Below are 26,971 nucleotides of genomic sequence, written 5' to 3'. Positions count from 1 at the left end.
GAGAGGGCTGATAAGGGCCGGAACGCATAAACACACGCTGGTTAACGTATAATATGTACGTTTTGGGCAAATCTACTGATTATGGAGTAATACCGCCCGTGAAGAAATGCGCTCTTTTTTCGAAAGATTTCGATAAGGGCTTTTCTTTATTTGGGGGGATGAATCTCTGTTGCATGGTTCCATTATACGGTTACAAACAGGGGTTCGCAATCAATTTTTAAGTGAGTAGACATGAGGGGTGAGTAAAGTTGGCAGGACATCTTGTTCAGTATGGTCGACGCACTCGGCGAAGCTATGCGAGAATTAACGAGGTACTCGAGGTCCCGAACCTGATTGAGATCCAACAAAAATCATATGATTGGTTTTTGGAGGAAGGATTGCGTGAAATGTTCCAGGACATCTCGCCGATCCAGGATTTCACAGGCAATTTGGTGCTGGAGTTCATTGATTACAGCTTGGGCGAACCGAAATATACGGTGGACGACGCCAAAGAGCGTGACGTGACTTATGCGGCGCCTCTTCGGGTCAAGGTACGGCTCATCAACAAGGAGACCGGCGAGGTCAAGGAACAGGAAGTGTTCATGGGGGATTTCCCGCTGATGACGGAGACCGGCACGTTTATTATTAACGGTGCGGAACGGGTTATTGTCAGCCAGTTGGTTCGCTCTCCTAGCGTCTACTTTAGCACTAAAGTGGATAAGAACGGCAAAAAAACCTACACGGCCACAGTTATTCCGAACCGTGGAGCCTGGCTGGAGCTGGAGACCGACGCGAAGGACATCATGTATGTCCGGATCGACCGCACCCGCAAAATTCCGGTTACCGTGCTGCTGCGTGCTCTCGGATTCGGCAGCGACGCCGAAATTCTGGAACTGCTTGGCAATGATGAATATATTCGCAATACCCTTGACAAGGACAACACGGACTCCACGGAGAAGGCGCTTATCGAAATTTACGAACGTCTTCGTCCGGGCGAGCCGCCGACCCTTGATAACGCCAAGAGTTTGCTCGTAGCGCGTTTCTTCGACCCTAAGCGTTACGACCTGGCAAATGTGGGCCGTTACAAAATCAATAAGAAGCTGCACATCAAGAACCGTCTCTTTAACCAGCGGTTGGCTCAGCCTTTGGTGGACGAATCGACCGGCGAAATCCTGGCCGAGACCGGTCAGATGGTTGACCGTCGTTTGCTGGACGAACTGCTGCCGTATTTCGAGAAAAGTATGGCTGCCAAGACCTACCGCGTAAGCGGCGGCGTTCTTGACAGTGAAGACATTCCTCTTCAAACGGTGGAGGTATTCTCTCCAATCGAAGAAGGACGAGTGATCAAACTGATCGCTAACGGCAATATCGACAAGTCTGTGAAGCATATTACCCAGGCTGATATTATTTCCTCGATCAGCTACTTTATTAATCTGCTGCACGGAATCGGCAATACCGACGATATCGACCACTTGGGTAACCGCCGCCTGCGTTCCGTGGGCGAGCTTCTGCAGAACCAGTTCCGTATCGGTCTTTCCCGGATGGAACGTGTAGTGCGGGAGAGAATGTCAATTCAAGACGCGAATGCGATCACACCTCAGGCGCTGATTAATATCCGTCCGGTTATCGCGTCGATCAAGGAGTTCTTCGGAAGCTCCCAGCTGTCGCAGTTTATGGACCAGACAAACCCGCTTGCGGAGTTGACGCATAAACGCCGTCTGTCCGCGCTCGGTCCAGGCGGTCTGACGCGTGAGCGCGCGGGCTTTGAGGTCCGCGACGTCCATCACAGTCACTACGGCCGGATGTGTCCTATTGAGACCCCGGAAGGTCCGAATATTGGTCTGATCAACTCCTTGTCGACGTTCGCTCGCATTAACGAATACGGCTTTATTGAAGCGCCGTACCGTTGGGTCGATCCGAAGACGGGTAAAGTTACGGAACAAATCGATTATCTTACGGCAGACGAAGAAGATAATTATGTAGTTGCTCAGGCGAATGCCGAGTTGACGGAGGATGGGGCGTTCAGGGACGAGATGGTTATCGTTCGTTATAACAAGCTGTCCGACAACATCACGACAATGCCGAGTAACCGCGTGGATTATATGGACGTTTCGCCAAAACAGGTTGTATCCGTCGCGACGGCGCTCATTCCGTTCCTTGAGAATGATGACTCCAACCGCGCTCTGATGGGTTCCAACATGCAACGTCAGGCCGTTCCGCTGCTCATTCCGAAGGCGCCGCTGGTCGGCACGGGAATGGAGCATAAATCGGCTAAAGATTCGGGCGTATGTATCGTTTCCAAATATGACGGCATCATCGAACGCTCATCGGCCAATGAAATCTGGCTGCGGCGTGTTGAGTCCGTCGACGGCAAAGAAGTTAAAGGCGACATCGTTAAATATAAATTACACAAATTCATGCGTTCGAACCAAGGTACCTGCATTAACCAGCGTCCTCTTGCCAAGAGAGGCGATGTCGTCAAGAAAGGTGACATCCTGGCGGACGGTCCTTCCACGGAAATGGGCGAATTGGCGCTCGGCCGCAACGTAGTCGTAGCGTTCATGACTTGGGAAGGCTACAACTACGAGGATGCCATCCTGCTGAGCGAGAAGCTTGTGAAAGAGGATGTATACACTTCGATCCATATCGAGGAATACGAATCCGAAGCGCGGGATACGAAGCTCGGACCGGAAGAGATTACACGTGACATTCCGAACGTGGGTGAAGAAGCCCTTCGCAATCTGGATGAACGCGGAATTATCCGCATCGGTGCGGAAATCAGCGCGGGCGATATTCTCGTCGGCAAGGTTACGCCAAAAGGCGTGACGGAATTGACGGCGGAAGAACGCCTGCTGCACGCCATCTTCGGCGAGAAAGCCCGCGAAGTGCGCGATACTTCCCTGCGCGTGCCTCACGGAAGTGACGGCATTATCGTCGATGTCAAGGTGTTTACTCGTGAGAACGGCGACGAGCTGCCTCCTGGCGTCAATCAGTTGGTTCGTGTCTATATCGCCCAGAAACGTAAAATCTCCGAGGGCGACAAAATGGCCGGACGTCACGGCAACAAGGGTGTCGTAGCCCGGATTCTGCCTGAAGAAGATATGCCGTTCCTGCCGGACGGAACACCGGTGCAGGTTGTGCTCAACCCGCTGGGCGTTCCTTCTCGGATGAACATTGGGCAGGTGCTTGAGGTTCACATCGGGTTCGCCGCCATGCGTCTGGGCATCCACGTCGCAACGCCGGTATTCGATGGAGCGCGTGAGTATGACGTGTTCGACACGATGGAAGAAGCCGGCATGCAGCGTAACGGTAAGACCATTCTGTACGACGGACGGACGGGCGAACGTTTTGAACGTGAAGTTACGGTCGGCGTCATGCACATGATCAAGCTGGCGCACATGGTCGACGATAAAATCCATGCCCGTTCCACTGGACCATACTCGCTCGTTACGCAGCAGCCGCTCGGCGGTAAAGCCCAATTCGGCGGACAGCGCTTCGGTGAGATGGAAGTGTGGGCGCTTGAAGCATACGGCGCCGCCTATACGCTGCAAGAGATTCTGACTGTTAAATCCGATGACGTTGTCGGACGGGTGAAGACATACGAGTCCATTGTCAAAGGCGAGAATGTGCCGGAGCCGGGCGTTCCTGAGTCCTTCAAAGTATTGATCAAAGAGCTTCAGTCTCTCGGTATGGACGTCAAAATCCTGAGCGGCGACGAGCAGGAGATCGAAATGAAAGAGTTGGACGACGAGGATGAGACTTCAAGCGACAAGCTGAGCCTCAATCTGGAAGGTGCGGAAGTCGGAGTGGAATAAATTTTCCCCATAAAGTGAAGCGGCTCTCAGAGTTTATTTCAAGTGCTATGCGGTGCCGCTCCACTGGTGAGGATAACAATAAAGCGGCAGCGCCATCCTTCCCCGGGGTGGCCTTCCGCTGTATGACCGCAGCTTCTCCCGCTGCAAGGAGTCGGGAGAGGAACGGCGGCACCAAATCAGGATCAGGTTAAGGAGGGTTGCTCCTTGTTGGACGTAAACAATTTTGAATTCATGAAAATCGGGCTGGCTTCCCCGGAGAAGATTCGTTCTTGGTCCCGCGGAGAGGTTAAGAAACCGGAAACCATCAACTATCGCACACTCAAGCCGGAAAAAGAGGGTCTTTTCTGCGAACGGATCTTCGGACCGCAAAAAGACTGGGAGTGTCATTGCGGCAAATACAAACGCGTCCGTTATAAAGGCGTAGTCTGCGACCGCTGCGGCGTCGAAGTCACACGTGCCAAAGTGCGCCGCGAGCGTATGGGCCATATTGAGCTAGCCGCTCCAGTTTCTCATATCTGGTATTTCAAAGGCATTCCGAGCCGCATGGGTCTCGCGCTTGACATGTCTCCGAGATCGCTGGAAGAGATTATCTACTTCGCATCTTATGTCGTAACCGATCCCGGCGATACGCCTCTGGAGAAGAAACAGCTTCTGTCCGAGAAGGAATACCGCAGCTACCGCGAGAAGTACGGTTACGGCTTCCAGGCGAGCATGGGTGCGGAAGCAGTCAAGAAGCTGCTTCAGGATCTTGATATCGAAAAAGAGCTGGAATTCCTTAAGGAAGAGTTGCGCACCGCTCAAGGCCAACGCCGCAACCGTGCGATCAAGCGCCTTGAAGTGATCGAAGCTTTCCGCAACTCCGGCAACAAGCCTGATTGGATGATCATGGACGTTCTCCCGGTTATTCCGCCGGAACTGCGTCCGATGGTGCAACTAGATGGCGGACGTTTCGCAACGTCCGACCTGAACGACCTGTACCGCCGCGTGATCAACCGCAACAACCGTCTGAAGAGACTGCTTGATCTTGGCGCTCCGGATATTATCGTGCAGAACGAAAAACGGATGCTTCAGGAAGCCGTTGATGCTCTGATCGATAACGGCCGCCGCGGCCGCCCGGTAACGGGTCCAGGCAACCGTCCGTTGAAATCGCTCAGCCATATGCTGAAAGGTAAGCAGGGCCGTTTCCGTCAGAATCTGCTCGGTAAACGGGTCGACTATTCCGGCCGTTCCGTTATCGTCGTAGGTCCTTACTTGAAAATGTACCAATGCGGCCTGCCTAAGAAAATGGCGCTTGAGCTATTTAAGCCGTTCGTGATGAAAGAACTGGTTAACAAAGGCCTTGCCCATAACATTAAGAGCGCGAAACGCAAAGTCGAGCGCGTAAGCCCGGAAGTATGGGATGTGCTTGAAGAAGTCATCAAGGAGCACCCGGTTTTGCTGAACCGTGCCCCCACGCTTCACCGTCTCGGTATCCAAGCGTTTGAACCGATTCTGGTGGAAGGCCATGCCATTCGTCTTCATCCGCTCGTATGTACAGCGTACAACGCTGACTTTGACGGTGACCAAATGGCCGTGCACGTTCCGCTTTCCGCGGAAGCACAGGCGGAAGCCCGCATTCTGATGCTGGCGTCCGGCAACATTTTGAACCCGAAGGACGGCAAGCCGGTCGTTACCCCTTCCCAGGATATGGTTCTCGGTTCCTTCTATCTGACCATGGACAACAAGGAAGAAAAGGGCAGCGGGATGATTCTCCGTACCGTGAACGAAGCGGTTTCCGCTTACCAGCGCGGAACTGCCGGTCTTCATGCGCGTGTAGCCATTCCGGTCAAGGCGCTTAACAAGACCAGCTTCACCGAGAAGCAGCAGAACGCCATGCTGATCACAACGGTCGGCAAAATTATTTTCAATGAGATTTTCCCGGCAAGCTTCCCTTACATCAACGAAGCGACACGTGATAATCTGTTGCAGGGTACGCCGGAGAGATATTTCATCTATGAAAAAGGTGCCAACATCCGCGAACTGCTTGACGCGGTTCCGATTGCGGGTGCTGTCGGCAAAGAATATCTGGGCTCGATTATCGCCCGCTGTTTCGAAATTTATCATACGACCAAAACATCGGTCATTCTGGATAAAATCAAGCAGCTTGGCTTTACCTACTCTACCCGTGCGGGCGTAACGATCGCCGTATCGGACGTTATCGTACCGGAAGAGAAGAAGGTCATTCTGAAAGAGTCCGAAGAGAAGGTCGATGTTGTCGCCAAGCAATACCGCCGCGGTCTTATTACCAATGAAGAGCGGTATGACCGCGTCATTGAAATTTGGTCCAAGACGAAGGACGATCTGACCAACGTGCTCATGAAATCCATGGACCGTTTCAATTCCATCATGCTGATGGTGGATTCCAAAGCACGGGGTAACAAATCGCAGATTACCCAGCTTGGCGGGATGCGCGGACTGATGGCGACGCCGTCGGGACGCATTTTCGAACTGCCGATCAAAGCGAACTTCCGCGAAGGCCTGACCGTCCTTGAGTACTTTATCTCTACTCACGGCGCGCGGAAAGGTCTGGCGGATACGGCGCTTCGTACCGCCGACTCCGGTTACCTGACACGCCGTCTTGTCGACGTGGCCCAGGACGTAATCGTCCGCGAGGAAGATTGCGGCACCGACAAAGGCTTTACCGTCAGCCGTATCCAGGATGGCAAAGAGGTTATCGAGGACCTGTATGACCGTATTGAAGGCCGCTACTGCTTCGAGACCGTCCGCCATCCGGAAACAGGCGCAATCATTGTGCACCGTAATGATCTGATTGATTCCGATAAAGCGGAGGAGATCGTCAAAGCCGGCGTAGGCAAGCTGCAAATCCGCTCCGTACTGAGCTGCCGCGCCCGTCACGGCGTCTGCAAGAAGTGCTACGGACGCAACCTGGCTACCGGCAAGCACGTCGAGATCGGCGAAGCCGTCGGCATTATCGCCGCACAATCCATCGGTGAACCGGGAACGCAGCTTACTATGCGTACGTTCCATACCGGGGGCGTTGCGGGCGACGATATCACGCAAGGTCTTCCGCGTATCCAGGAGCTGTTTGAGGCGCGTAACCCGAAAGGCCAAGCGACCATCAGTGAAATCGACGGCGTCGTGAAGGAGATTCGCGAAGCGAAAGACCGCCGCGAAATCGAGGTTCAGGGTGAAGCGGAATCGAAAGTCTACTCGATTACCTACGGATCACGCCTGCGCGTAAGCGAAGGAGATGAGGTCGAGGCCGGTGACGAACTGACCGACGGTTCCATCGATCCGAAAGAAATGCTGCGCATCAAGGGGATCCGTGGTGTGCAGAACTATATCCTTCAGGAAGTACAGCGCGTATACCGGAATCAGGGCGTAGAAATCAACGATAAGCACGTTGAGGTCATGATTAGACAGATGCTGCGCAAAATCCGCATCATTGATGCCGGTGATACTAACCTGCTGCCTGGCTCCTTTGCGGATATCCATGAATACGAATCTGCGAATAAGGAAGTAATCCTGTCCGGCAAAGAACCGGCTGTTGCGAAGCCTGTACTGCTCGGTATTACGAAGGCATCGTTGGAAACAGACTCCTTCTTGTCCGCGGCATCGTTCCAAGAGACGACGCGCGTGCTGACCGACGCCGCCATCAAAGGCAAGGTCGACCAGCTGCTCGGCCTCAAGGAGAATGTTATTATCGGTAAGCTGATTCCTGCCGGAACGGGCATGAACCGCTACCGCAATGTCAAATTGGTCAATCCGGAAGAAGAGCAAAGCGAAGAGGAAGCTTTGGAAACTGTTCCGGCTGAATAAAGCAAGAATTCTCTGTTAGACTATCCGCGCCGGCGCTATCTTTCGTTAAGCCCGGCGCGGAAGTCTGCAGAGAAATTTTTTTCGAGATTTTCTTGACACTGTATGGCGGCAGTGATAATATGTTTAAGGTGCGTGAGTATCCTTGTTATCTTTGTTCATTGGAGGGTTTTGTAATGACTGATGATAGAGGACTACGGGACGCTCAGATCAAGATCGGCACCAAGCAAACCGTCAAAGCGGTGGAGATGGGCCAGGCCGCAGAAGTCTATGTGGCGGAAGACGGAGATCCCAGGCTTACTTCAAGAATCGTTAGTCTTTGCAATAAGCATGGCGTCAAGTTGACTTATGTCGATACGATGCAGCAGTTGGGCAAGGCCTGCGGAATCGAAGTGGGCGCTGCAATGGCAGCCGTCTTAAAATAATAGCGTGAAGAACTGTTTTTGTGTCGTGAGAGTAACTCCGGTGGCAAAGACTTTTCATTTGTTCTTTTATGAACCGCCTGGGTCTGTGGGCTTAGCAAGACGGTTTATAAGAGATCATTATTAGAGGAAGGGGGTGGCACAACAATGCCAACTATCAATCAATTGGTTCGTAAAGGCCGTCAAGCCAAGATCGAAAAATCGAAATCGCCTGCACTGCAAAAAGGTTTTAATGCCCTGAAGCGTGAGGCTACGGATTTGAGCGCTCCGCAAAAACGCGGTGTGTGCACTCGCGTAGGTACTATGACTCCGAAGAAACCGAACTCTGCACTTCGTAAATATGCCCGTGTTCGTTTGACGAACCGCGTAGAGGTGACAGCTTATATTCCGGGTATCGGACATAACCTGCAAGAGCACAGCGTGGTGCTGATTCGCGGAGGCCGGGTTAAAGACCTTCCGGGTGTTCGTTACCATATCGTTCGCGGCGCGCTGGATACAGCAGGCGTGAACAACCGGATGCAATCTCGCTCCAAATACGGCGCGAAACGTCCGAAAGCTAAGAAATAATAAATGAACGAATAAGAACAATCTAATGAAAGGGGGATATCCATGCCACGCAAAGGTCCAGTTTCCAAAAGAGACGTACTGCCGGATCCGGTGTATAACAGCAAACTGGTTACTCGTCTGATTAACCGTGTAATGCTGGATGGTAAAAGAGGTGTCGCTCAAAGTATTCTGTACAACGCGTTCAAGTTGATTGAAGAACGTACGGGGAAAGACCCAATGGAAGTATTTGAAGCAGCCATCAAGAACATCATGCCGGTTCTTGAAGTTAAAGCCCGCCGTGTAGGCGGCGCGAACTATCAAGTGCCGATCGAAGTTAAACCGGAGAGACGTACTTCCCTGGGATTACGTTGGCTCGTGAACTACTCCCGCAACCGCGGTGAGAAGACGATGGAAGAGCGTTTGGCGGCTGAGATTATCGATGCTTCCAATAACACAGGCGCTTCCGTCAAGAAACGTGAAGACACGCACAAAATGGCTGAAGCGAACAAAGCATTCGCTCACTACCGCTGGTAGGATCAAGGTCAATCAAATAACTTCAATTTTGAAGGGAGACCCCATTCATGGCAAGAGAGTTCTCCTTGAAAAATACACGTAATATCGGGATCATGGCGCACATCGACGCTGGTAAGACAACCACCACAGAACGGATTCTTTTCTATACAGGCCGTACGCACAAAATCGGTGAAGTTCACGAAGGTGCGGCAACGATGGACTGGATGGAGCAAGAGCAGGAGCGCGGAATTACGATTACTTCCGCCGCTACCACTGCTGCGTGGAAAGGTCACCGGGTCAACATCATCGATACCCCGGGACACGTTGACTTCACCGTAGAAGTTGAACGTTCCCTCCGTGTATTGGACGGGGCAGTAGGCGTTTTCAGTGCGAAAGAGGGCGTTGAGCCTCAGTCTGAAACCGTTTGGAGACAGGCTGACCGCTATGGCGTTCCCCGGATCGCCTATGTTAACAAAATGGATATCATCGGTGCGGATTACCTTAACGTAGTTAAGGATATGCGCGAGCGTCTGCAAGCAAATGCGGTTGCCATTCAGCTGCCGATCGGTGCCGAGAATGACTTTATCGGCATCATCGACCTGATCGAGCAAAAAGCCCATATGTACAAAGACGATCTTGGCCGTGATATTGAAGTGACGGATATCCCGTCCGAATTTCTGGATCAAGTCGAAGAGTTGCGTAACGAGCTCATTGAGAAAGTTGCGGAACTCGACGAAGATCTGACCATGAAGTACCTGGAAGGCGAAGAGATTACCATTGATGAAATCAAGGCTGCACTGCGCAAAGGCGTAGTGGAAGTTAAGATTTTCCCGGTAATCTGCGGATCTTCTTACCGTAATAAAGGGGTTCAGCTGATGCTGGACGCTGTTATCGACTTCCTGCCGGCTCCGATTGATGTTCCATCGATCAAGGGTCATCTTGAAGATGGTACGGAAGCCGAGCGTCACTCTTCGGACGAAGAGCCGTTCTCCGCGCTGGCATTTAAAATCATGACCGACCCTTATGTTGGTAAGCTGACGTTCTTCCGTGTATATTCCGGTATTCTGGAATCCGGTTCTTATGTTCTGAATGCCACTAAAGGCAAACGTGAGCGTATCGGACGTATCCTGCAAATGCACGCGAACAGCCGTCAGGAAATTTCTATTGTATATTCCGGCGACATCGCTGCAGCTGTAGGTTTGAAAGACACCGGCACAGGTGATACACTGTGTGATGAGAAGAATCCGGTTATTCTCGAATCGATGAACTTCCCGGATCCGGTTATCGAGATCGCAGTTGAACCTAAGACGAAGGCTGACCAAGACAAAATGGGCGTTGCTCTCGGCAAGCTGACTGAAGAAGACCCGACACTGCGCGCGCACACCGACGAAGAAACGGGACAAACGATTCTTGCCGGTATGGGCGAGCTTCACTTGGATATCATTATCGACCGTATGCGTCGTGAATTCAAAGTGGAAACCAATGTTGGTAAACCGCAGGTTGCTTACCGCGAAACGTTCAGAGCTCCTGCTCGCGTCGAAGGCAAGTTCGTTCGTCAGTCCGGTGGTCGTGGTCAATACGGTCACGTATGGGTTGAATTCGAGCCTCTCGAGGCAGGTACTGGCAGCCAGTTTGAAAGTAAGGTTGTCGGCGGTTCCGTACCGAGAGAATACATCGCCCCTGCGCTTGCAGGTATTGAAGAGCAAATGAAGAACGGCGTTATCGCCGGCTTCCCGCTCGTTGATGTCAAAGCAACCATCGTTGACGGTTCTTACCATGATGTCGACTCCAACGAAATGGCGTTCAAAATTGCCGGCTCGATGGCGCTTAAAGCAGCTAAAGACAAGTGTAAGCCTGTCCTGCTTGAGCCAATCATGAAAGTGGAAGTAACAGTGCCTGAGGAATACATGGGCGACGTTATGGGTATGCTGAACTCCCGCCGTGGACGGATCGAAGGTATGGATTCCCGCGCTGGAGCCCAAATTATCCGTGCGAAAGTGCCTCTTTCCGAAATGTTCGGTTATTCCACTACCCTGCGTTCCGGTACACAAGGCCGCGGCGTATTCTCGATGGAACTCTCCCACTACGAAGAAGTTCCTAAATCCATTGCGGACGAGATCGTGGCTAAGAATAAAGGCGCAGAGTAATCCATGTTTTACTTGCCGTCCGATTGGTTCATTTCAGTCATCTTAGAGTCAGCTAAAGATCGGACGGCTCCAATAATAAGAACCAATATTAAGGAGGAACTGTTCAAATGGCAAAGGCTAAGTTTGAACGTACTAAACCGCACGTTAACATCGGTACTATCGGTCACGTCGACCATGGTAAAACGACTCTGACTGCTGCAATCACAACTGTATTGTCCAAAAAATATGGCGGTGCCGCTGTAGCATTCGACCAAATCGACAAAGCTCCGGAAGAGCGCGAACGTGGTATCACCATCTCCACAGCGCACGTTGAATATGAAACTCCTAACCGTCACTACGCACACGTAGACTGCCCTGGACACGCCGACTATGTTAAAAACATGATCACCGGCGCAGCGCAAATGGACGGCGCTATCCTGGTTGTATCCGCAGCTGACGGCCCAATGCCGCAAACTCGCGAGCACATCCTGCTGTCCCGCCAAGTAGGCGTTCCTTACATCGTCGTGTTCCTGAACAAATGCGACATGGTTGAAGACGAAGAGCTTCTGGAACTGGTTGAAATGGAAGTTCGCGACCTGCTGAACGAATACGAATTCCCGGGCGATGACACTCCAATCACTCGTGGTTCTGCTCGTGAAGCTCTGCAAAATCCTGACGGCGAATGGGCTGCCAAGATCGTTGAAATGTTCGAAACGATCGATACTTACATTCCGCTGCCAGAGCGCGACACTGACAAGCCTTTCCTTATGCCTGTCGAGGACGTATTCTCCATCACTGGCCGCGGTACCGTGGCAACTGGCCGCATAGACCGCGGAACAGTTAAAGTGGGCGACGAAGTTGAAATCGTTGGTATCCAAGAAGAAACGAAGAAATCCGTCGTTACCGGCGTTGAAATGTTCCGTAAACTTCTTGACTCCGCTCAAGCCGGCGACAACATTGGCGCTCTGCTCCGTGGTGTTGACCGTAACCAAATCGAGCGCGGACAAGTGTTGGCCAAACCGAATTCCGTTAAGCCGCACACTGAGTTCACTGCTCAAATCTACGTCCTGACTAAAGAAGAGGGTGGCCGTCACAAGCCCTTCTTCACAGGATACCGTCCTCAGTTCTACTTCCGTACAACTGACGTAACGGGTATCATCAACCTGCCAGAAGGTACTGAAATGGTAATGCCTGGCGACAACATTACAGTAACTGTTCAACTGATCGCCCCGATCGCTATCGAAGAAGGAACGAAGTTCTCCATTCGTGAAGGCGGCCGTACAGTTGGAGCCGGTACTGTAGCTACAATTCAAAAATAAGTTCGGACTCTTACTCTTTTAAGAGGAAGATAAGGACTAACATGCAAGGACTCTTCATAATGAAGGGTCCTTGTTTTTTTATATATTTTCCAGATAACAATCAATTAAGAATAAAAAATTTAAATAATCTAATTCGTGTATTCAGCAAATTACATAAAATGCCGAAGATATAAATACAACCATATTTCAACCAATTTCGACTCAAAACGACATAATGCCAGAAATATAAGCCGTAATAGAAATATGTATCAAGAAATATTAGATTATATGGGGGTATCTGTATGGGGAAATGTCCGTTTGCTTTTTTACATGGTTTATCTTTTCAAAAGAAGAAAGTGGCGCCCTATGAACCTCATTCCTTCCTACGTGCCAGCGAACGAGCCCCGGGTTCAGAATCTCATCATTCGATACAAGGCCAGGAAGAATTGAATGAGCAGATGAGAATGATAGACTTGGCTGATGATGACCTGGAGCTGCTGCGCAGAATGAAGCCTGCGATAGTACGGAATATAGACGAGATTACCGACCATTTTTATAGCTCAGTGATTGATGTGGGTAAGCTGGAACAGATCATCGTTAAGCACAGCAGTATCGATAGGTTGAAGCAAACTCTGCGAGAACATATCGTTGAAATTTTTGACGGCAGTGTAGACAATCGTTACATAACGAAACGGCTGGTTATCGCAAATATTCATAAGAAGGTCGGTTTGGAGCCGAAATGGTACTTGTCCGCTTTTCAAAATCTGCAAAATGTATTTATTGGCGTTATCTATAAAGAAGCTTTTAATGACGCGGAGCGGTTAAAAATGGTACAAACTCTGACCAAACTTTTGAATCTGGAACAGCAGCTCGTTCTGGAAGCCTACGAAAAAGAGAATATCAGAGAAAAAGAAGAGCAATACGAAACGGTAAAAAGTGAGTTGAAGCAGAAAATTGCCGAATTCAGCGGCGAATTGGTCGATCTCAGTATTGATACAAATGCAGCGATCGAGCAGCTTGTTACAAGCAGCAACGAAGTTAATAATTCATTCCAACGCACCGCTTTTTCAGCCCTTGAATCTCAAGAGAAAGCAAAAGACGGACGTGAGCTGCTAAGCAGACTGAACGGACAGATTGGACATATTTTTGAAAGAACGAATGAAATGGAACAATCGGTAAAAGAGCTTAGCCAATTTTCAAAGCAAATTCAGACGATCGTCGGAGCAGTCCAGGAAATTGCGGATCAGACTAAAATACTATCGCTTAACGCAACAATAGAAGCAGCAAGGGCGGGGGAGCATGGAAGAGGCTTCAGCGTAGTTGCCCAAGAGGTCAACCGGTTGGCGGAAGATACCAAGAGCACGGTTGTACACATCGGAGAATTAACGGCCAAATCCGGTATTCTGACCACACAGGTGGTGGAAGAAATCCGAAAAGTTCAGGAACTGAGTGAAAGCGGCAAGCAGCAATCGGATGAGACCAGCCAACTGTTCTCAGACATCTTGGACACGATGCAGAGCAGCACCCAGGAGATCGTAACGGTTGAAAAAGAGATCCAGACTCTGATCCATATTATAGAAGGAATCGGCTCGACAACTGCGCAAACAGCCGGATCGGCGGAATATTTTAAGTCAGCGACAGCCAATTTATAATCTAAAAAAACTATACAAAATGGCGCATGAATAAAATCATGCGTTGTTTTATTTTTTGCTTGCAATAGGCAGAAAGATTCTATATAATAATAAATGTTGTTCTGCGACGTTGCGATGATGTGAGAGGTTACTGACACACCCGGCTCCTTTGCCATGAAGCCAGTGGTCAGAAAATTTTCACGGAGTATGTCCGATAATAAATTGGGCGATAGAAGGAGGGACTAAAATGGCAAAGCAAAAAATTCGTATCCGCTTGAAAGCATACGACCACAGAATTCTTGATCAATCCGCTGAGAAGATCGTTGAAACAGCAAAACGTTCCGGTGCAGGTGTTTCCGGGCCGATTCCGCTGCCAACTGAGAAGCAAGTTATTACTATTCTCCGTGCGGTGCACAAGTACAAGGATTCCCGTGAACAGTTCGAAATGCGTACTCACAAGCGTCTGATCGACATTGTGAATCCAACGCCACAAACTGTGGATGCCTTGATGCGCTTGGATCTGCCGTCCGGTGTAGATATCGAAATTAAATTGTAATTCTTCTATTAGAAACAGGAAAAGAAAAGAGGTGTCAACATGAAAGGTATCTTAGGAAAAAAACTCGGTATGACTCAAGTGTTTACTCCTGAAGGTAACGTAATCGCGGTTACGGTTATCGAAGCGGGTCCTTGTGTGGTACTGCAAAAGAAAGACCTCAATACCGACGGGTATGAAGCAGTGCAGTTGGGCTTTTCCGATAAGAAAAACACCAACAAGCCTGAACAAGGTCACGCCCAGAAGGCAAATGCAACACCTAAGCGCTACGTTCGCGAAATTCGCGGTGTTGACCTCGGGGCACTCGAGGTTGGACAAGAGCTGAAGGCTGATGTCTTCGCAGAAGGCGAATTTGTTGACGTAACCGGAATTTCCAAGGGTAAAGGCTTCCAAGGCGTTATCAAACGCTGGGGACAAAGCCGCGGACCAATGGCTCACGGTTCCCGCTATCACAGAAGACCGGGTTCGATGGGTTCCATCCAAGCTAACCGCGTTCCTAAGGGCAAACGCCTGCCAGGACATATGGGTCATGATACGGTAACGATTCAAAAGCTTGAAATCATCAAAGTAGACGTAGAGCGCAATGTATTGCTGGTAAAAGGCTCCATTCCGGGACCTAAGAACAGCTTCGTGAAAGTTAAAGAAACCGTTAAAAAATAACTTTTGAAGAAAGGAGGAACATGAAATGCCAAAAGTAACACTTTTCAATATCAGCGGTAACGAAGTTGGTGAAGTTGAACTGAGCGACGCGATTTTCGGTATCGAGCCGAACACTCACGTGCTGAATGAAGCGGTTCTTCTGCAAAGAGCTTCCCTGCGCCGTGGTACACACAAAGTTAAAGGACGTTCCGAAGTTCGTGGCGGCGGACGCAAGCCTTGGAAACAAAAAGGCACAGGTCGCGCTCGTCAAGGTTCGATTCGTTCTCCACAATGGAAAGGCGGCGGCGTTGTCTTCGGACCGACTCCTCGCAGTTATTCCTGGAAACTGCCTAGAAAGGTTCGTCGTCTGGCGATCAAATCCGCTCTGTCCTCGAAGGTTATCGAGAGCAACATCATCGTGCTGGATAGCCTGACTCTGAATGCTCCGAAGACGAAAGAATTCGTAGCCATTCTGAACAACCTGAAAGTAGCTCAAAAAGCACTGATCGTAGCTCCTAGCTATGACGACAATGTGGCTCTGTCCGCTCGCAACATCCCTGGGGTGAAGTTTGTAGCGGCTGATGGCATCAATGTTCTTGACGTGCTGACGCACGACAAACTGATCATCACCAAAGATGCAGTTTCTAAGGTAGAGGAGGTGTTCGCGTAATGAAAGATCCTCGCGATATCATCAAACGTCCGGTGATTACGGAACGTACATCCGACTACATGAGCGATTTGAAATATGCTTTTGAAGTGGACATTCGTGCCAACAAGACCGAAATCAAGCAGGCTGTAGAGGCCATCTTTAAAGTGAAAGTCGTTGCTGTGAACACACTGCGCGTGCCTGGAAAGCTGAAACGTTATGGACGCTACTCCGGCTACACTCCGGAATGGAAGAAAGCCATCGTGAAGCTCAGCCCGGACAGCAAGCCGCTTGAGTTCTTTGAAGCGGTAGAATAATATCCTGTAAAGCAAGGAGGGAAACATAGTGCCAATCAAAAAGTACAAACCGACTTCTCCGGCAAGACGCGGAATGTCCGTGTCTACGTTTGAAGAAATCACAACAAACCAGCCTGAGAAATCGCTGCTGGCGCCGCTGAGCAAAAAAGCGGGCCGCAACAACCAAGGTAAAATTACGGTTCGTCACCACGGCGGCGGACATAAGCGTAAATACCGTATCATCGACTTTAAGCGGACGAAAGACGGCATACCAGGCAGCGTTGCTACGATTGAGTATGATCCGAACCGCACATCCAATATTGCCCTGATTCACTACGCTGACGGAGAGAAACGTTACATCATCGCTCCTAAAGGTCTGAAAGTTGGGGATAAGATCGAGTCCGGTCCTGCAGCGGACATCAAAATCGGCAACACTCTTCCCCTGGCTAACATTCCAGTGGGTACGGTTATCCACAACATCGAGCTGAAGCCTGGCAAGGGCGGCCAATTGGTTCGCGCAGCTGGTACGGAAGCGCAGTTGCTCGGTAAAGAAGACAAGTACGTTTCCGTGCGTCTCTCTTCCGGTGAAGTTCGCAGAATTCTGAGCGTATGCCGCGCTACAATCGGTTCGGTTGGCAATGAAGACCACGAACTGATCAAGATCGGTAAAGCCGGCCGTAGCCGTTGGCTGGGTCAACGTCCTGAAGTTCGCGGTGTTGTTATGAACCCGAATGATCACCCTCACGGTGGTGGTGAAGGACGCGCTCCGATCGGACGTAAATCGCCATTGTCTCCTTGGGGCAAACCGACTCTTGGATACAAAACGCGTAAGAAAAACAAAGCTTCTGATAAATATATCATTCGTCGCCGCACGAAATAAGACGCTTCAAGGCAAGCTTGAACCCGCGAAGCGTCAAATCGCGGCTTGAACATTTGATGAAGGGAGGATTCATACATGAGTCGCAGTTTGAAGAAGGGGCCTTTTATCGACGGCTACCTGCTGAAAAAAGTTGAAGACTTGAACGTTTCGGGCAAAAAAGTAGTCATCAAAACTTGGTCCCGCCGCTCAACCATTTTCCCTCAATTTATCGGACATACGTTTGGTGTGTATGACGGCCGTAAACACGTGCCTGTATACGTAACGGAAGATATGGTAGGTCACAAGTTGGGCGAGTTCGCGCCGACGCGTACTTACAAAGGCCACGCGGGTGACGATAAGAAGACGAGAAGATAATAACAGGTTCTCTGTTCGAGAGGAGGGAAAACAATGCAAGCAAAAGCGCATGCAAGATCGGTGCGGATTTCCGCTCGTAAAGCGAAACTGGTTGTTGACTTGATTCGCGGCAAGCAGGTGGGAGAGGCAATCGCCATCCTTCGCCACACTCCGAAATCCGCTTCCCCGGTAGTTGAAAAGCTGCTGAACTCGGCGATCGCCAATGCCGAGCACAACTATTCTATGGACGTAAACAACTTGTTTATTAGCGAAGTTTTCGTTAACCAAGGTCCAACGATGAAACGGTTCCGTCCGCGCGCGATGGGTCGCGCCAGCCGGATCAACAAACGCACCAGCCACATTACTTTGGTGGTATCTGAGAAATAAGGAGGGATAACGTGTGGGTCAAAAGGTAAATCCAGTCGGACTCCGGATCGGGATTATTCGTGACTGGGAATCCAAATGGTATGCAGGCAAAGATTTCGGAACACTTCTTCTGGAAGACGTCAAAATTCGGGAATACCTCAAAGGCAAGCTGAAAGATTCCGCTGTTTCCCGTATTGAAATTGAAAGAGCGGCTAGCCGCGTGAACGTTACAATTCATACTGCCAAACCGGGTATGGTTATTGGCAAGGGCGGCGCTGAAGTTGAAGTGCTTCGCAGCGCGGTTACACAAATCGCCGGCGGCAAAAAAGTGCACATCAATATCAATGAAATCAAACACCCTGAGCTGGACGCTATTCTGGTTGCCGAGAGCATCGCACAACAGCTGGAACGTCGCGTATCGTTCCGTCGTGCGCTTAAGCAGGCTATCCAAAGAACAATGCGTTCCGGTGCAAAAGGGATTAAAACTTCTGTTAGCGGACGTCTTGGCGGCGCCGAGATCGCTCGTACGGAAGGCTATAGCGAAGGAACAGTTCCACTTCATACGCTTCGTGCCGATATCGACTACGGAACGGCTGAAGCTCATACAACTTACGGCCGGATCGGCGTAAAAGTATGGATCTATCGTGGAGAGGTACTTCCTACGGCTAAGAAACAAGCTGCTAAGGAAGGAGGCAACTAATCATGTTGGTACCAAAACGTGTTAAGCACCGCAAACAACAACGCGGTCACATGAAGGGCCTGGCAAAAGGCGGCACCGAACTGAACTTCGGCGAATTCGGTCTGCAAGCTCTGGAGCCATCTTGGATCACTAACCGTCAAATCGAAGCGGCTCGTATCGCGATGACCCGTTACATCAAACGGGGCGGTAAAGTATGGATCAAGATTTTCCCTGACAAGCCGATTACTCAAAAGCCTCTCGAGGTTCGGATGGGTAGCGGTAAAGGTAACGTTGAGAAATGGGTAGCCGTAGTTAAACCGGGCAAGATTATGTTCGAACTCGGAGGCGTGTCGGAAGAAATCGCTCGTGAAGCGATGCGTCTTGCCTCTCACAAGCTGCCAGTTAAGACTAAGTTTGTGAAACGTGAAGAATTGGGTGGTGAAGCAAATGAAAGCTAATGAACTTCGCAACTTGACCACTGCCGAGATTGAACAAAAGATTGCTGGCTTCAAAGAAGAGCTTTTTAATCTGCGTTTTCAACTGGCAACAGGCCAACTGGACAACCCGACTCGGATTCGTGATGTGCGTAGAGAAATAGCTCGTGCTAAAACCGTTATCCATGAGAGAGTACTTGGGATCAGCTAAGTGAAACGGATGGAATGATCCGCATCAGGAAGGAGGCTAATTATGAGCGAAGAACGCAACGCGCGCAAAGTGCAAATCGGTAAAGTTGTCAGCGACAAAATGGACAAAACGATCGTAGTTGCCGTTGAAACTTACAAAAAGCATAATCTGTACCACAAGCGCATCAAATACACCAAGAAATTCAAAGCGCATGATGAGAACAATACCGCCCAAATCGGCGATACTGTAAAAATCATGGAAACTCGTCCGCTCTCCAAAGACAAACGCTGGAGACTGGTTGAAGTGGTGGAAAAAGCGGTTATCATCTAATGCGTCACATGACAGTTTGTCCGAAAGGAGGAAATATTAATGATTCAACCATTTACACGTTTGCATGTAGCTGACAACTCCGGTGCGAAGGAACTGATGTGTATCCGCGTATTGGGCGGTACTGGCCGTCGGACGGCAGCTATCGGCGATCTGATCGTTTGCTCGGTAAAACAAGCAACACCAGGCGGCGTTGTCAAAAAAGGTGATGTAGTAAAAGCGGTAGTTGTGCGCACGAAGCGCTCTGTACGCCGTAAGGACGGATCTTACATCGCATTTGACGAAAACGCAGCAGTTGTTGTAAAAGACGACAGAAGCCCGCGCGGAACACGTATTTTCGGACCAGTTGCCCGCGAACTTCGCGACAAGGATTACATGAAGATCGTTTCCTTGGCACCGGAAGTTATCTAATAAACTCCCCAAAAAGTGACGAGAAGCTCCGAAGCTGATACCGGGTACTTTTCGGGGGTCCCGATAGAGAACGTTTATAATCATGCTTGCAAAGGCTAGTCATAGGAGGTGTAACAAATGCCTAGAGTGAAAAAAGTTCTGGAATCCCATAACAACAAACTGCACGTGAAAAAAGACGATGTGGTTATGGTGATCAGCGGAAAAGATAAAGGCAAGAAGGGTCGCGTCATCGCTGCTTATCCGCGTAAAAACCGCGTACTGGTAGAAGGCGTGAATATGGTGAAGAAGCACCAGAAGCCTAACCAGCTAAATCCGCAAGGCGGCATCATCGAGCAGGAAGCTGCGATCCACGTATCCAACGTTATGCACATCGATCCGAAGAGCGGCAAAGTAACCCGTATCGGTTATAAAGTGCTGGACAACGGCAAGAAGGTTCGCGTAGCGAAAAGATCCGGAGAGATCATCGACTAATATATCGCTTAAGAAAGGAGGTTAACTCTTCATGGCAGCAAGAATGAAAGAACGTTTTCTGAACGAGATTACGCCGGCTCTGATTCAGAAGTTTAACTATAAAACGGTTATGCAAGTGCCGAAAATCGAGAAGGTTGTTATCAACATGGGCGTAGGCGACGCCGTGCAAAACTCGAAGGTACTTGATTCCGCTGTGAACGATATGCAGCTGATCGCCGGTCAAAAACCGGTAATCACGAAAGCCAAGAAGTCTATCGCCGGCTTCAAACTGCGCGAGAACATGCCGATCGGCGTTAAGGTAACCCTTCGCGGTGAACGCATGTACTACTTCCTGGATAAATTGTTCAACGTAACGCTTCCGCGCGTTCGTGACTTCCACGGTGTATCGACCAAAGCTTTCGACGGCCGCGGCAACTACACACTGGGTCTGAAAGAGCAATTGATTTTCCCTGAGATCGAATATGACAAGGTGGACAAAGTCCGCGGTATGGATATTGTAATCGTAACGACGGCAAAGACGGATGAGGAATCCCGCGAGCTGCTGGCTCAACTGGGAATGCCTTTCGCGAAGTAAGGTTCGGTCGTCCAATTCTCCGAAACTGTTTAGGAGGTGTCAGGCTAAAGTGGCAAAAACTTCGATGAAAGTTAAACAACAACGCGAGCCGAAATTCAAAGTGCGTGCATACACACGTTGCGAGCGTTGCGGTCGTCCACATTCGGTACTGCAAAAGTTCAAAATTTGCAGAATTTGTTTCCGTGAATTAGCTTATAAAGGCCAGATTCCTGGCGTGAAAAAAGCAAGCTGGTAAGAAGTTTATATACGGGAAGGAGGTTTACACCAAATGACTATGTCTGATCCTATCGCAGATATGCTTACTCGTATTCGTAACGCCAACATCGTGCGTCACGAAACCGTAGAGCTGCCTGCTTCGACATTGAAAAAACAAATCGCCGATATCCTGAAGCGTGAAGGCTTCATCCGTGATGCGGAATTTGTTGAAGATAACAAACAAGGGCTTATCCGTATTTTCCTGAAGTACGGTCCGCAACAAGAACGTGTTATTACCGGTCTGAAAAGAATCAGTAAGCCAGGCCTGCGCGTGTACACAAAGAGCAACGAGGTTCCACGTGTACTCGGCGGACTGGGTATCGCGATTATCTCCACTTCCAAGGGAGTTATGACCGATAAAGAAGCTCGTCAAGCAAAATCCGGCGGCGAAGTTCTCGCCTACGTTTGGTAATCACGTCACAAGATAAGGAGGTGCAACACACATGTCTCGTATTGGTCGCAAACCAATCACAGTGCCTAGCGGTGTAGACGTGACGGTTAACAACACTGTCATCACCGTTAAAGGTCCTAAAGGTACTTTGACTCGTGAACTTCACAAGGATATGAAGGTTACGGTTGAAAATAACGAAATTCTTGTTGTTCGTCCTTCGGACAACAAACTGCATCGCTCTCTTCACGGCACGACCCGCTCCGTTGTCAACAACATGGTAAGCGGCGTGACCGAAGGATTCTCCAAATCTCTGGAACTGGTTGGGGTCGGATATCGTGCAAACAAATCCGGAGATAAAATCGTTCTGAACGTCGGCTACTCCCATCCGGTTGAGATCACTCCGGAACCGGGCATCGAGTTCGAAGTTCCTGCCAACACGAAAATCATCGTTAAAGGCATCGACAAAGAACGCGTAGGCGCCTACGCCGCGAAGATTCGTTCCGTACGCGAACCTGAGCCATACAAGGGCAAAGGGATTAAATATGAGGGCGAACGCATTATCCGTAAAGAAGGTAAAGCCGGTAAGAAGAAATAAGCCGGCTGTCCTTGATTCTAAGATGCTTATTGCGTCTTAACGTGAAGCTGCCTTAAGGCAAACTGAAGGGAGTGAAAAGAAAGTCATGATTACAAAAGAGGACAAAAATAAAGCTCGTGTCAAAAGACACCTGCGTGTACGTAAGAAAATCGAAGGTACTACCGAACGCCCTCGCCTGAATGTGTTCCGTTCTTCCAAACACATTTATGCTCAACTGATCGACGATGTTAAAGGCGTAACGATCGTATCCGCATCGACGCTCGATAAAGAATTGAAAGATTCTATCGGTAATGGCGGCAGCGTTGAAGCTGCAAGCAAAGTCGGCCAACTGGTTGCCGAGCGCGCCAAAGCAAAAGGACATACCGCTGTGGTATTCGACCGTGGAGGCTACCTGTATCATGGACGGATTCAAGCGCTTGCTGATGCAGCCCGTGAAGTTGGTCTTGAATTCTAGAAACATTCTTAAAAGGAGGTTAACGACTTGCGTGTAGATCCAAACACTTTAGAGCTGACAGAAAGAGTTGTTCACATTAACCGTGTTGCTAAAGTTGTAAAAGGCGGACGCCGTTTCAGCTTCAGCGCACTGGTTGTTGTCGGCGACGGCAAAGGCTATGTCGGTGCGGGTATCGGTAAAGCCGGCGAAGTTCCGGATGCGATCCGTAAAGGCATCGAAGACGCCAAGAAAAACCTGATCCACGTTCCACTCGTCGGAACGACGATTCCACACTTGGTTAACGGACATTTCGGCGCTGGACGCGTATTGCTGAAACCGGCATCGCAAGGTACTGGCGTTATCGCTGGCGGACCTGTTCGTGCGGTATTGGAACTGGCTGGCGTAGGCGATATTCTGACAAAATCTTTAGGTTCTTCGAACTCCATGAATATGGTCAATGCAACTTTGGAGGGATTGTCCCGTCTGAAACGCATTGAAGAGGTCGCGAAACTTCGCGGCAAATCTATCGAAGAGCTTCGTGGTTAAGGAGGGGGAACGTCAATGGCTAAATTGCAAATTACCCTCGTTCGCAGCTTGATCGGACGTCCGGAAACACAACGTGTGACCGTTAAGACGCTAGGCCTGCGTAAACTCAATTCGTCTGTGGTTCACAACGATAATCCTGCAATTCGCGGAATGATCAAACAAGTGAGCCATCTCGTATCCGTAACTGAAATTGAAGGCTAAGTTGCCTTTTACCCATTAATAGACATAAGGAGGTGCAAACGATGAAGTTACATGAACTCGCTCCGGCACCAGGATCCCGTAAAGAACGCAACCGTGTAGGTCGCGGTACTTCCAGCGGTAACGGTAAAACATCCGGCCGTGGTCATAAAGGTCAAAACTCTCGTTCCGGCGGTGGTGTTCGTCCGGGCTTCGAGGGTGGACAAAACCCACTCTATCGTCGTCTGCCTAAGCGTGGATTCGTCAATCCTACCCGTAAAGAGTATGCGATTGTGAACCTGGAGGAACTGAACAGCTTTGCAGAAGGAACGGAAGTTACGCCTCAACTGCTGCTCGAAACAGGCGTTGTAAAGAACGCGAAGAGCGGTATCAAAATTCTCGGCAATGGAGAAATCACTGTAAAACTTACAGTTCAAGCAAACAAGTTCTCTCAATCTGCGGTAGAGAAAATCGAGGCTGCCGGCGGTAAAACCGAGGTGATCTAATGTTTAAGACGCTTAAGAATATATGGCATGTTGAAGATTTGCGCAAAAAAATCCTGTTTACCCTGTTTGTATTTATCATCTACCGCATCGGTTCGTTTGTACCGGTTCCCGGTGTGGACAAAACGGTTTTTGAATCGGCCGGCAACGAGGCTGGAAACGGCTTGATGAACTTGTTCAACACGTTTTCGGGCGGAGCGCTTAAAAACTTCTCCATTTTTGCGATTAGCATTTACCCGTACATTACCGCATCCATCATCGTGCAGCTTTTGTCGATGGATGTAGTGCCGAAATTTGCCGAATGGGCAAAGCAGGGCGAACACGGTAAGAAACAGCTGGCGCAAATTACCCGTTACGGTACGGTAGTGTTGGCTTTGATTCAGGGTTTTGCAACCTCTATCGGTTTTAACCGAATGTATGGTACGCAAATGATGCCGAATGCAACGATCGCCGACTATCTGCTCGTGGCAATTATTTTGACGGCAGGTACTTCATTTCTGATGTGGCTTGGTGAACAGATTACTGAGCGGGGTATCGGAAACGGGATTTCGATCCTGATTTTTGCGGGAATCGTCGCAGGCATTCCGGGATATTTTACGGCAACGGCGCAATCGAGTTTTATCCAGCCGGGGCAGACTTTCCTGAATATTCTTAAAGTCGTGGTCATTGCTATCGTGGTTGTGGCAATTATCACGGGCGTTATCTTCGTACAGCAAGGAATTCGGAAGATCCCCGTACAATATGCCAAACGCGTGGTCGGAAACAAAATGTATGGTGGACAAAATACGCACATTCCGCTTAAAATCAATGCGGCGGGCGTAATTCCGGTTATCTTCGCCGTGTCGCTGCTTCAATTTCCGGTTGTCCTCGCCAACTTCTGGTCGACACATGCCTGGGCACAGTGGGTTTCCCACAACCTCTTGATATCCGAACCGCTCGGTATGGTCCTCTATGTGATCATGATCATCGGATTTACGTTCTTCTACACGTTCGTCCAGATGAACCCGCAGCAAATGGCTGACAACATGAAGAAGAATGGCGGATACATTCCAGGTATTCGTCCAGGCAAAGCTACGGAGAAGTATTTAACCCGGGTAATGTCACGCCTGACGATGTCCGGTGCGCTGTTCCTGGCTTTGATCTCCATAATGCCGGTATTCTTCGGTTCTTTGTCCGGTTTGCCGAGGTCGGTGCAGATCGGTGGTACAGCACTGCTGATCGTAATCGGTGTGGCATTGGATACGATGAAGCAGATCGAGAGCCAATTGATTAAACGCCATTACAAAGGCTTCATTAACAAATAGGCGATAGGTTCCGGTGAAGCAGCTCATTTATAGACTTCCCGGCGCCTATTGTGCTGTTTCTTGCCTGGTGGCGATTCAGCTAAAGGGGAGAGACGTAAGGTGAATATCCTTTTCATGGGCCCGCCTGGGGCAGGTAAGGGAACACAAGCTGCCGTTATTGTAAAGGAGCTGGACATACCCCATATCTCGACGGGCGATGCTTTTCGTCTCGCGATTAAGCAGGGAACTCCAGTCGGTCTGAAAGCCAAATCCTTTATCGACCAAGGCTTGCTTGTACCAGATGATGTAACGATTGGAATTGTGGAAGAGCGGCTGCAGCAGTCCGATTGCGAAAAAGGTTTTTTATTGGACGGCTTTCCAAGAACTCTTTCGCAAGCGGAAGCGCTGGATGAGCTTCTTGCCCGCATGAATACTTCACTGGATCATGTTATTAATTTGAACGTGGATCGCGGATTGCTTCTGGCCCGTCTGACCGGACGACGGATTTGTAAGGTATGCGGTGCATCGTATCACTTGATTTTCAACCCGCCGAAACAGGAAGGCATCTGCGACATCGATGGCGGCGAGTTGTATCAGCGTCCGGATGACAATGAAGAAAGTGTTGGCAAGCGATTGGATGAGTACGACAACAAGACGGCGCCGCTGCTTCACTTTTACGAGAATAAAGGTCTTTTGCGTCAGGTAAACGGGGAAAACGAAATCGATGTCGTTTCTGCCGAAATTGTATCTTTACTGCGAGGTTAGTGTAATGATCATATGTAAGTCCGAACAGGAACTTGCCTTTATGAGAGAAGCGGGACGAATTGTTGCCGAGACTCACCGTCTCATGGCACAGGCCATCGAGCCTGGGATTACGACCGGAGAACTCGATAGAATCGCCGATCAATACATTCGCAGTCAAGGTGCTGTGCCGTCATTCAAAGGCTACAATGGTTTTCCTGCCAGCATTTGCGCTTCAGTCAACGATCAGTTGGTGCATGGATTTCCCGGCAAACGCAAACTGGTGGAAGGCGATATCGTATCGCTGGACATTGGAGCGCAGTACAAGGGATATCACGGCGATTCCGCCTGGACCTATGGGGTAGGCAGCATATCCGAAGAAGCCCAGCGGCTCTTGGATGTGACAGAGGGCTCCCTGTATGCAGGCCTTGAGCTGATTAAGCCGGATGTGCGCCTGTTTACAATCTCCCACGCTATTCAAAAATATATCGAAGAAGCCGGATTCTCGGTGGTTCGCGAGTATGTTGGGCATGGTGTTGGGGCAGAACTGCATGAAGAACCGCAAATTCCGAACTACGGCATTGCTGACCGCGGTCCGCGGCTTAAGGCAGGCATGGTGCTCGCCATCGAGCCGATGGTCAATGCGGGCAAACGTTATGTCCGAACGCTGGAAGATAACTGGACGGTCGTGACGGTGGACGGTTCGCTGTGCGCTCACTTTGAGCATACGGTGGCGGTTACGCCTGAAGGCATGGAAATTTTCACGAAACTGAATGCGTAGGTGATCTTTGTTGAATGCCGAGAGCAGCCCGCAGGTCGGTCAATTGGTGAAAATACTCAAAGGCAAGGAAGCCGGAGAGATTGCCGTGGTCATCGCTGTTGTGGACAGCAGGTTTGTGTATATTGCGGACGGAGACAAACGCAAGTTTGACGGACCGAAGAAGAAGAACATTCTTCATCTGGAGTTCACTCCGGTCGTCAGCAGCGAGGTTGTGAACAGTCTGAATGAAACCGGCCGGGTAACAAATGGAAAGCTGCGTTATGCAGTGATGAATTATGTGCGTTCCGCCGGAATAAGCGCTATGAAGAAAGGAGAATAGCT

General features: G+C 49.9%; 33 protein-coding genes. All 33 read left to right on the top strand.

Features of this window, described 5'->3' with window-relative positions; all coding sequences use genetic code 11:
• The first annotated feature begins 248 nt into the window (after positions 1–248).
• On the top strand, positions 249–3,794 hold the full coding sequence (gene rpoB / locus PDUR_RS23510; RefSeq protein WP_042208401.1) for a DNA-directed RNA polymerase subunit beta: 3,546 nt from the start codon (positions 249–251) through the stop codon (positions 3,792–3,794).
• Positions 3,795–3,998: 204 nt separating this feature from the next.
• Positions 3,999–7,613 carry a DNA-directed RNA polymerase subunit beta' gene (gene rpoC / locus PDUR_RS23505; protein WP_042208400.1) on the top strand — a complete coding sequence of 1,205 codons (3,615 nt, stop codon included), beginning with the start codon at positions 3,999–4,001 and terminating at the stop codon, positions 7,611–7,613.
• A gap of 173 nt (positions 7,614–7,786) precedes the next feature.
• Complete coding sequence (locus PDUR_RS23500; protein WP_025697592.1) at positions 7,787–8,035, top strand: ribosomal L7Ae/L30e/S12e/Gadd45 family protein; 249 nt, start codon at positions 7,787–7,789, stop codon at positions 8,033–8,035.
• Between the two features lie 144 nt (positions 8,036–8,179).
• On the top strand, positions 8,180–8,599 hold the full coding sequence (rpsL, locus tag PDUR_RS23495) for a 30S ribosomal protein S12 (protein ID WP_025693021.1): 420 nt from the start codon (positions 8,180–8,182) through the stop codon (positions 8,597–8,599).
• A gap of 42 nt (positions 8,600–8,641) precedes the next feature.
• The gene (gene rpsG, locus PDUR_RS23490) at positions 8,642–9,112 is read left to right on the top strand and encodes a 30S ribosomal protein S7 (protein ID WP_025336679.1); all 471 of its coding nucleotides are present in this window, start codon (positions 8,642–8,644) and stop codon (positions 9,110–9,112) included.
• A gap of 47 nt (positions 9,113–9,159) precedes the next feature.
• Complete coding sequence (fusA, locus tag PDUR_RS23485; RefSeq protein WP_025693022.1) at positions 9,160–11,238, top strand: elongation factor G; 2,079 nt, start codon at positions 9,160–9,162, stop codon at positions 11,236–11,238.
• Positions 11,239–11,345: 107 nt separating this feature from the next.
• Complete coding sequence (gene tuf / locus PDUR_RS23480; RefSeq protein ID WP_042208399.1) at positions 11,346–12,536, top strand: elongation factor Tu; 1,191 nt, start codon at positions 11,346–11,348, stop codon at positions 12,534–12,536.
• A gap of 281 nt (positions 12,537–12,817) precedes the next feature.
• On the top strand, positions 12,818–14,167 hold the full coding sequence (locus tag PDUR_RS23475) for a globin-coupled sensor protein (protein WP_042208398.1): 1,350 nt from the start codon (positions 12,818–12,820) through the stop codon (positions 14,165–14,167).
• A gap of 226 nt (positions 14,168–14,393) precedes the next feature.
• On the top strand, positions 14,394–14,702 hold the full coding sequence (gene rpsJ / locus PDUR_RS23470; protein ID WP_006676490.1) for a 30S ribosomal protein S10: 309 nt from the start codon (positions 14,394–14,396) through the stop codon (positions 14,700–14,702).
• A 39-nt stretch (positions 14,703–14,741) separates the two neighbouring features.
• Positions 14,742–15,359: a 50S ribosomal protein L3 gene (gene rplC / locus PDUR_RS23465; RefSeq protein WP_042208397.1), complete on the top strand. Its 618-nt coding sequence runs from the start codon at positions 14,742–14,744 to the stop codon at positions 15,357–15,359.
• Between the two features lie 25 nt (positions 15,360–15,384).
• Positions 15,385–16,008, top strand: a complete 624-nt coding sequence (gene rplD, locus PDUR_RS23460) for a 50S ribosomal protein L4 (RefSeq protein WP_042208396.1) — start codon at positions 15,385–15,387, stop codon at positions 16,006–16,008.
• Complete coding sequence (gene rplW, locus PDUR_RS23455; protein WP_025336673.1) at positions 16,008–16,301, top strand: 50S ribosomal protein L23; 294 nt, start codon at positions 16,008–16,010, stop codon at positions 16,299–16,301. Before rplD ends, rplW begins: the two co-directional genes overlap by 1 nt.
• A gap of 28 nt (positions 16,302–16,329) precedes the next feature.
• Positions 16,330–17,160, top strand: a complete 831-nt coding sequence (gene rplB, locus PDUR_RS23450) for a 50S ribosomal protein L2 (protein ID WP_042208395.1) — start codon at positions 16,330–16,332, stop codon at positions 17,158–17,160.
• A 75-nt stretch (positions 17,161–17,235) separates the two neighbouring features.
• Entirely contained in the window at positions 17,236–17,514 is a 279-nt protein-coding gene (gene rpsS, locus PDUR_RS23445) for a 30S ribosomal protein S19 (protein ID WP_025336671.1), read from the top strand.
• A 33-nt stretch (positions 17,515–17,547) separates the two neighbouring features.
• Entirely contained in the window at positions 17,548–17,880 is a 333-nt protein-coding gene (rplV, locus tag PDUR_RS23440; RefSeq protein ID WP_025693028.1) for a 50S ribosomal protein L22, read from the top strand.
• A gap of 13 nt (positions 17,881–17,893) precedes the next feature.
• Positions 17,894–18,559 carry a 30S ribosomal protein S3 gene (gene rpsC / locus PDUR_RS23435; protein WP_025694127.1) on the top strand — a complete coding sequence of 222 codons (666 nt, stop codon included), beginning with the start codon at positions 17,894–17,896 and terminating at the stop codon, positions 18,557–18,559.
• A gap of 2 nt (positions 18,560–18,561) precedes the next feature.
• On the top strand, positions 18,562–18,996 hold the full coding sequence (gene rplP, locus PDUR_RS23430) for a 50S ribosomal protein L16 (RefSeq protein ID WP_025693030.1): 435 nt from the start codon (positions 18,562–18,564) through the stop codon (positions 18,994–18,996).
• Positions 18,986–19,183, top strand: coding sequence for a 50S ribosomal protein L29 (gene rpmC / locus PDUR_RS23425; RefSeq protein ID WP_025693031.1), 198 nt, complete (start codon positions 18,986–18,988; stop codon positions 19,181–19,183). The genes rplP and rpmC overlap by 11 nt, the downstream gene beginning before the upstream one ends.
• A gap of 42 nt (positions 19,184–19,225) precedes the next feature.
• A complete protein-coding gene (gene rpsQ / locus PDUR_RS23420) occupies positions 19,226–19,492 on the top strand; it encodes a 30S ribosomal protein S17 (protein WP_036589437.1) in 267 nt (88 codons plus the stop codon).
• A gap of 39 nt (positions 19,493–19,531) precedes the next feature.
• On the top strand, positions 19,532–19,900 hold the full coding sequence (gene rplN, locus PDUR_RS23415; protein ID WP_019908234.1) for a 50S ribosomal protein L14: 369 nt from the start codon (positions 19,532–19,534) through the stop codon (positions 19,898–19,900).
• A 117-nt stretch (positions 19,901–20,017) separates the two neighbouring features.
• Positions 20,018–20,371, top strand: coding sequence for a 50S ribosomal protein L24 (rplX, locus tag PDUR_RS23410; protein WP_081754722.1), 354 nt, complete (start codon positions 20,018–20,020; stop codon positions 20,369–20,371).
• Between the two features lie 31 nt (positions 20,372–20,402).
• Positions 20,403–20,945, top strand: coding sequence for a 50S ribosomal protein L5 (rplE, locus tag PDUR_RS23405; protein WP_036589430.1), 543 nt, complete (start codon positions 20,403–20,405; stop codon positions 20,943–20,945).
• Positions 20,946–20,994: 49 nt separating this feature from the next.
• A complete protein-coding gene (locus tag PDUR_RS28350) occupies positions 20,995–21,180 on the top strand; it encodes a type Z 30S ribosomal protein S14 (RefSeq protein WP_036589425.1) in 186 nt (61 codons plus the stop codon).
• Positions 21,181–21,213: 33 nt separating this feature from the next.
• On the top strand, positions 21,214–21,612 hold the full coding sequence (rpsH, locus tag PDUR_RS23400) for a 30S ribosomal protein S8 (RefSeq protein WP_025694125.1): 399 nt from the start codon (positions 21,214–21,216) through the stop codon (positions 21,610–21,612).
• Between the two features lie 31 nt (positions 21,613–21,643).
• Complete coding sequence (gene rplF / locus PDUR_RS23395) at positions 21,644–22,186, top strand: 50S ribosomal protein L6 (RefSeq protein WP_025336662.1); 543 nt, start codon at positions 21,644–21,646, stop codon at positions 22,184–22,186.
• Between the two features lie 85 nt (positions 22,187–22,271).
• A complete protein-coding gene (gene rplR / locus PDUR_RS23390; protein ID WP_042208394.1) occupies positions 22,272–22,640 on the top strand; it encodes a 50S ribosomal protein L18 in 369 nt (122 codons plus the stop codon).
• 27 nt (positions 22,641–22,667) lie between these two features.
• Positions 22,668–23,165 carry a 30S ribosomal protein S5 gene (gene rpsE / locus PDUR_RS23385; protein WP_042208393.1) on the top strand — a complete coding sequence of 166 codons (498 nt, stop codon included), beginning with the start codon at positions 22,668–22,670 and terminating at the stop codon, positions 23,163–23,165.
• 15 nt (positions 23,166–23,180) lie between these two features.
• Positions 23,181–23,366, top strand: a complete 186-nt coding sequence (rpmD, locus tag PDUR_RS23380) for a 50S ribosomal protein L30 (RefSeq protein ID WP_042208392.1) — start codon at positions 23,181–23,183, stop codon at positions 23,364–23,366.
• Between the two features lie 41 nt (positions 23,367–23,407).
• On the top strand, positions 23,408–23,848 hold the full coding sequence (rplO, locus tag PDUR_RS23375) for a 50S ribosomal protein L15 (RefSeq protein ID WP_025693036.1): 441 nt from the start codon (positions 23,408–23,410) through the stop codon (positions 23,846–23,848).
• Positions 23,848–25,149 (top strand): preprotein translocase subunit SecY, encoded by a 1,302-nt coding sequence (secY, locus tag PDUR_RS23370; RefSeq protein WP_042208391.1) that lies wholly within the window; start codon positions 23,848–23,850, stop codon positions 25,147–25,149. Before rplO ends, secY begins: the two co-directional genes overlap by 1 nt.
• 99 nt (positions 25,150–25,248) lie before the next feature.
• On the top strand, positions 25,249–25,893 hold the full coding sequence (locus PDUR_RS23365; protein WP_025700278.1) for an adenylate kinase: 645 nt from the start codon (positions 25,249–25,251) through the stop codon (positions 25,891–25,893).
• A 4-nt stretch (positions 25,894–25,897) separates the two neighbouring features.
• Entirely contained in the window at positions 25,898–26,650 is a 753-nt protein-coding gene (gene map / locus PDUR_RS23360) for a type I methionyl aminopeptidase (RefSeq protein ID WP_042208390.1), read from the top strand.
• A 10-nt stretch (positions 26,651–26,660) separates the two neighbouring features.
• Positions 26,661–26,969, top strand: a complete 309-nt coding sequence (locus PDUR_RS23355) for a KOW domain-containing RNA-binding protein (RefSeq protein WP_042208389.1) — start codon at positions 26,661–26,663, stop codon at positions 26,967–26,969.
• The last annotated feature ends 2 nt before the right edge of the window (positions 26,970–26,971 follow it).

This window comes from Paenibacillus durus (assembly GCF_000756615.1).
Taxonomy (GTDB): domain Bacteria; phylum Bacillota; class Bacilli; order Paenibacillales; family Paenibacillaceae; genus Paenibacillus_AQ; species Paenibacillus_AQ durus.
The sequence above is the reverse complement of the archived record's forward strand: the minus strand, read 5'-3'. Positions and strand labels throughout refer to the sequence as shown.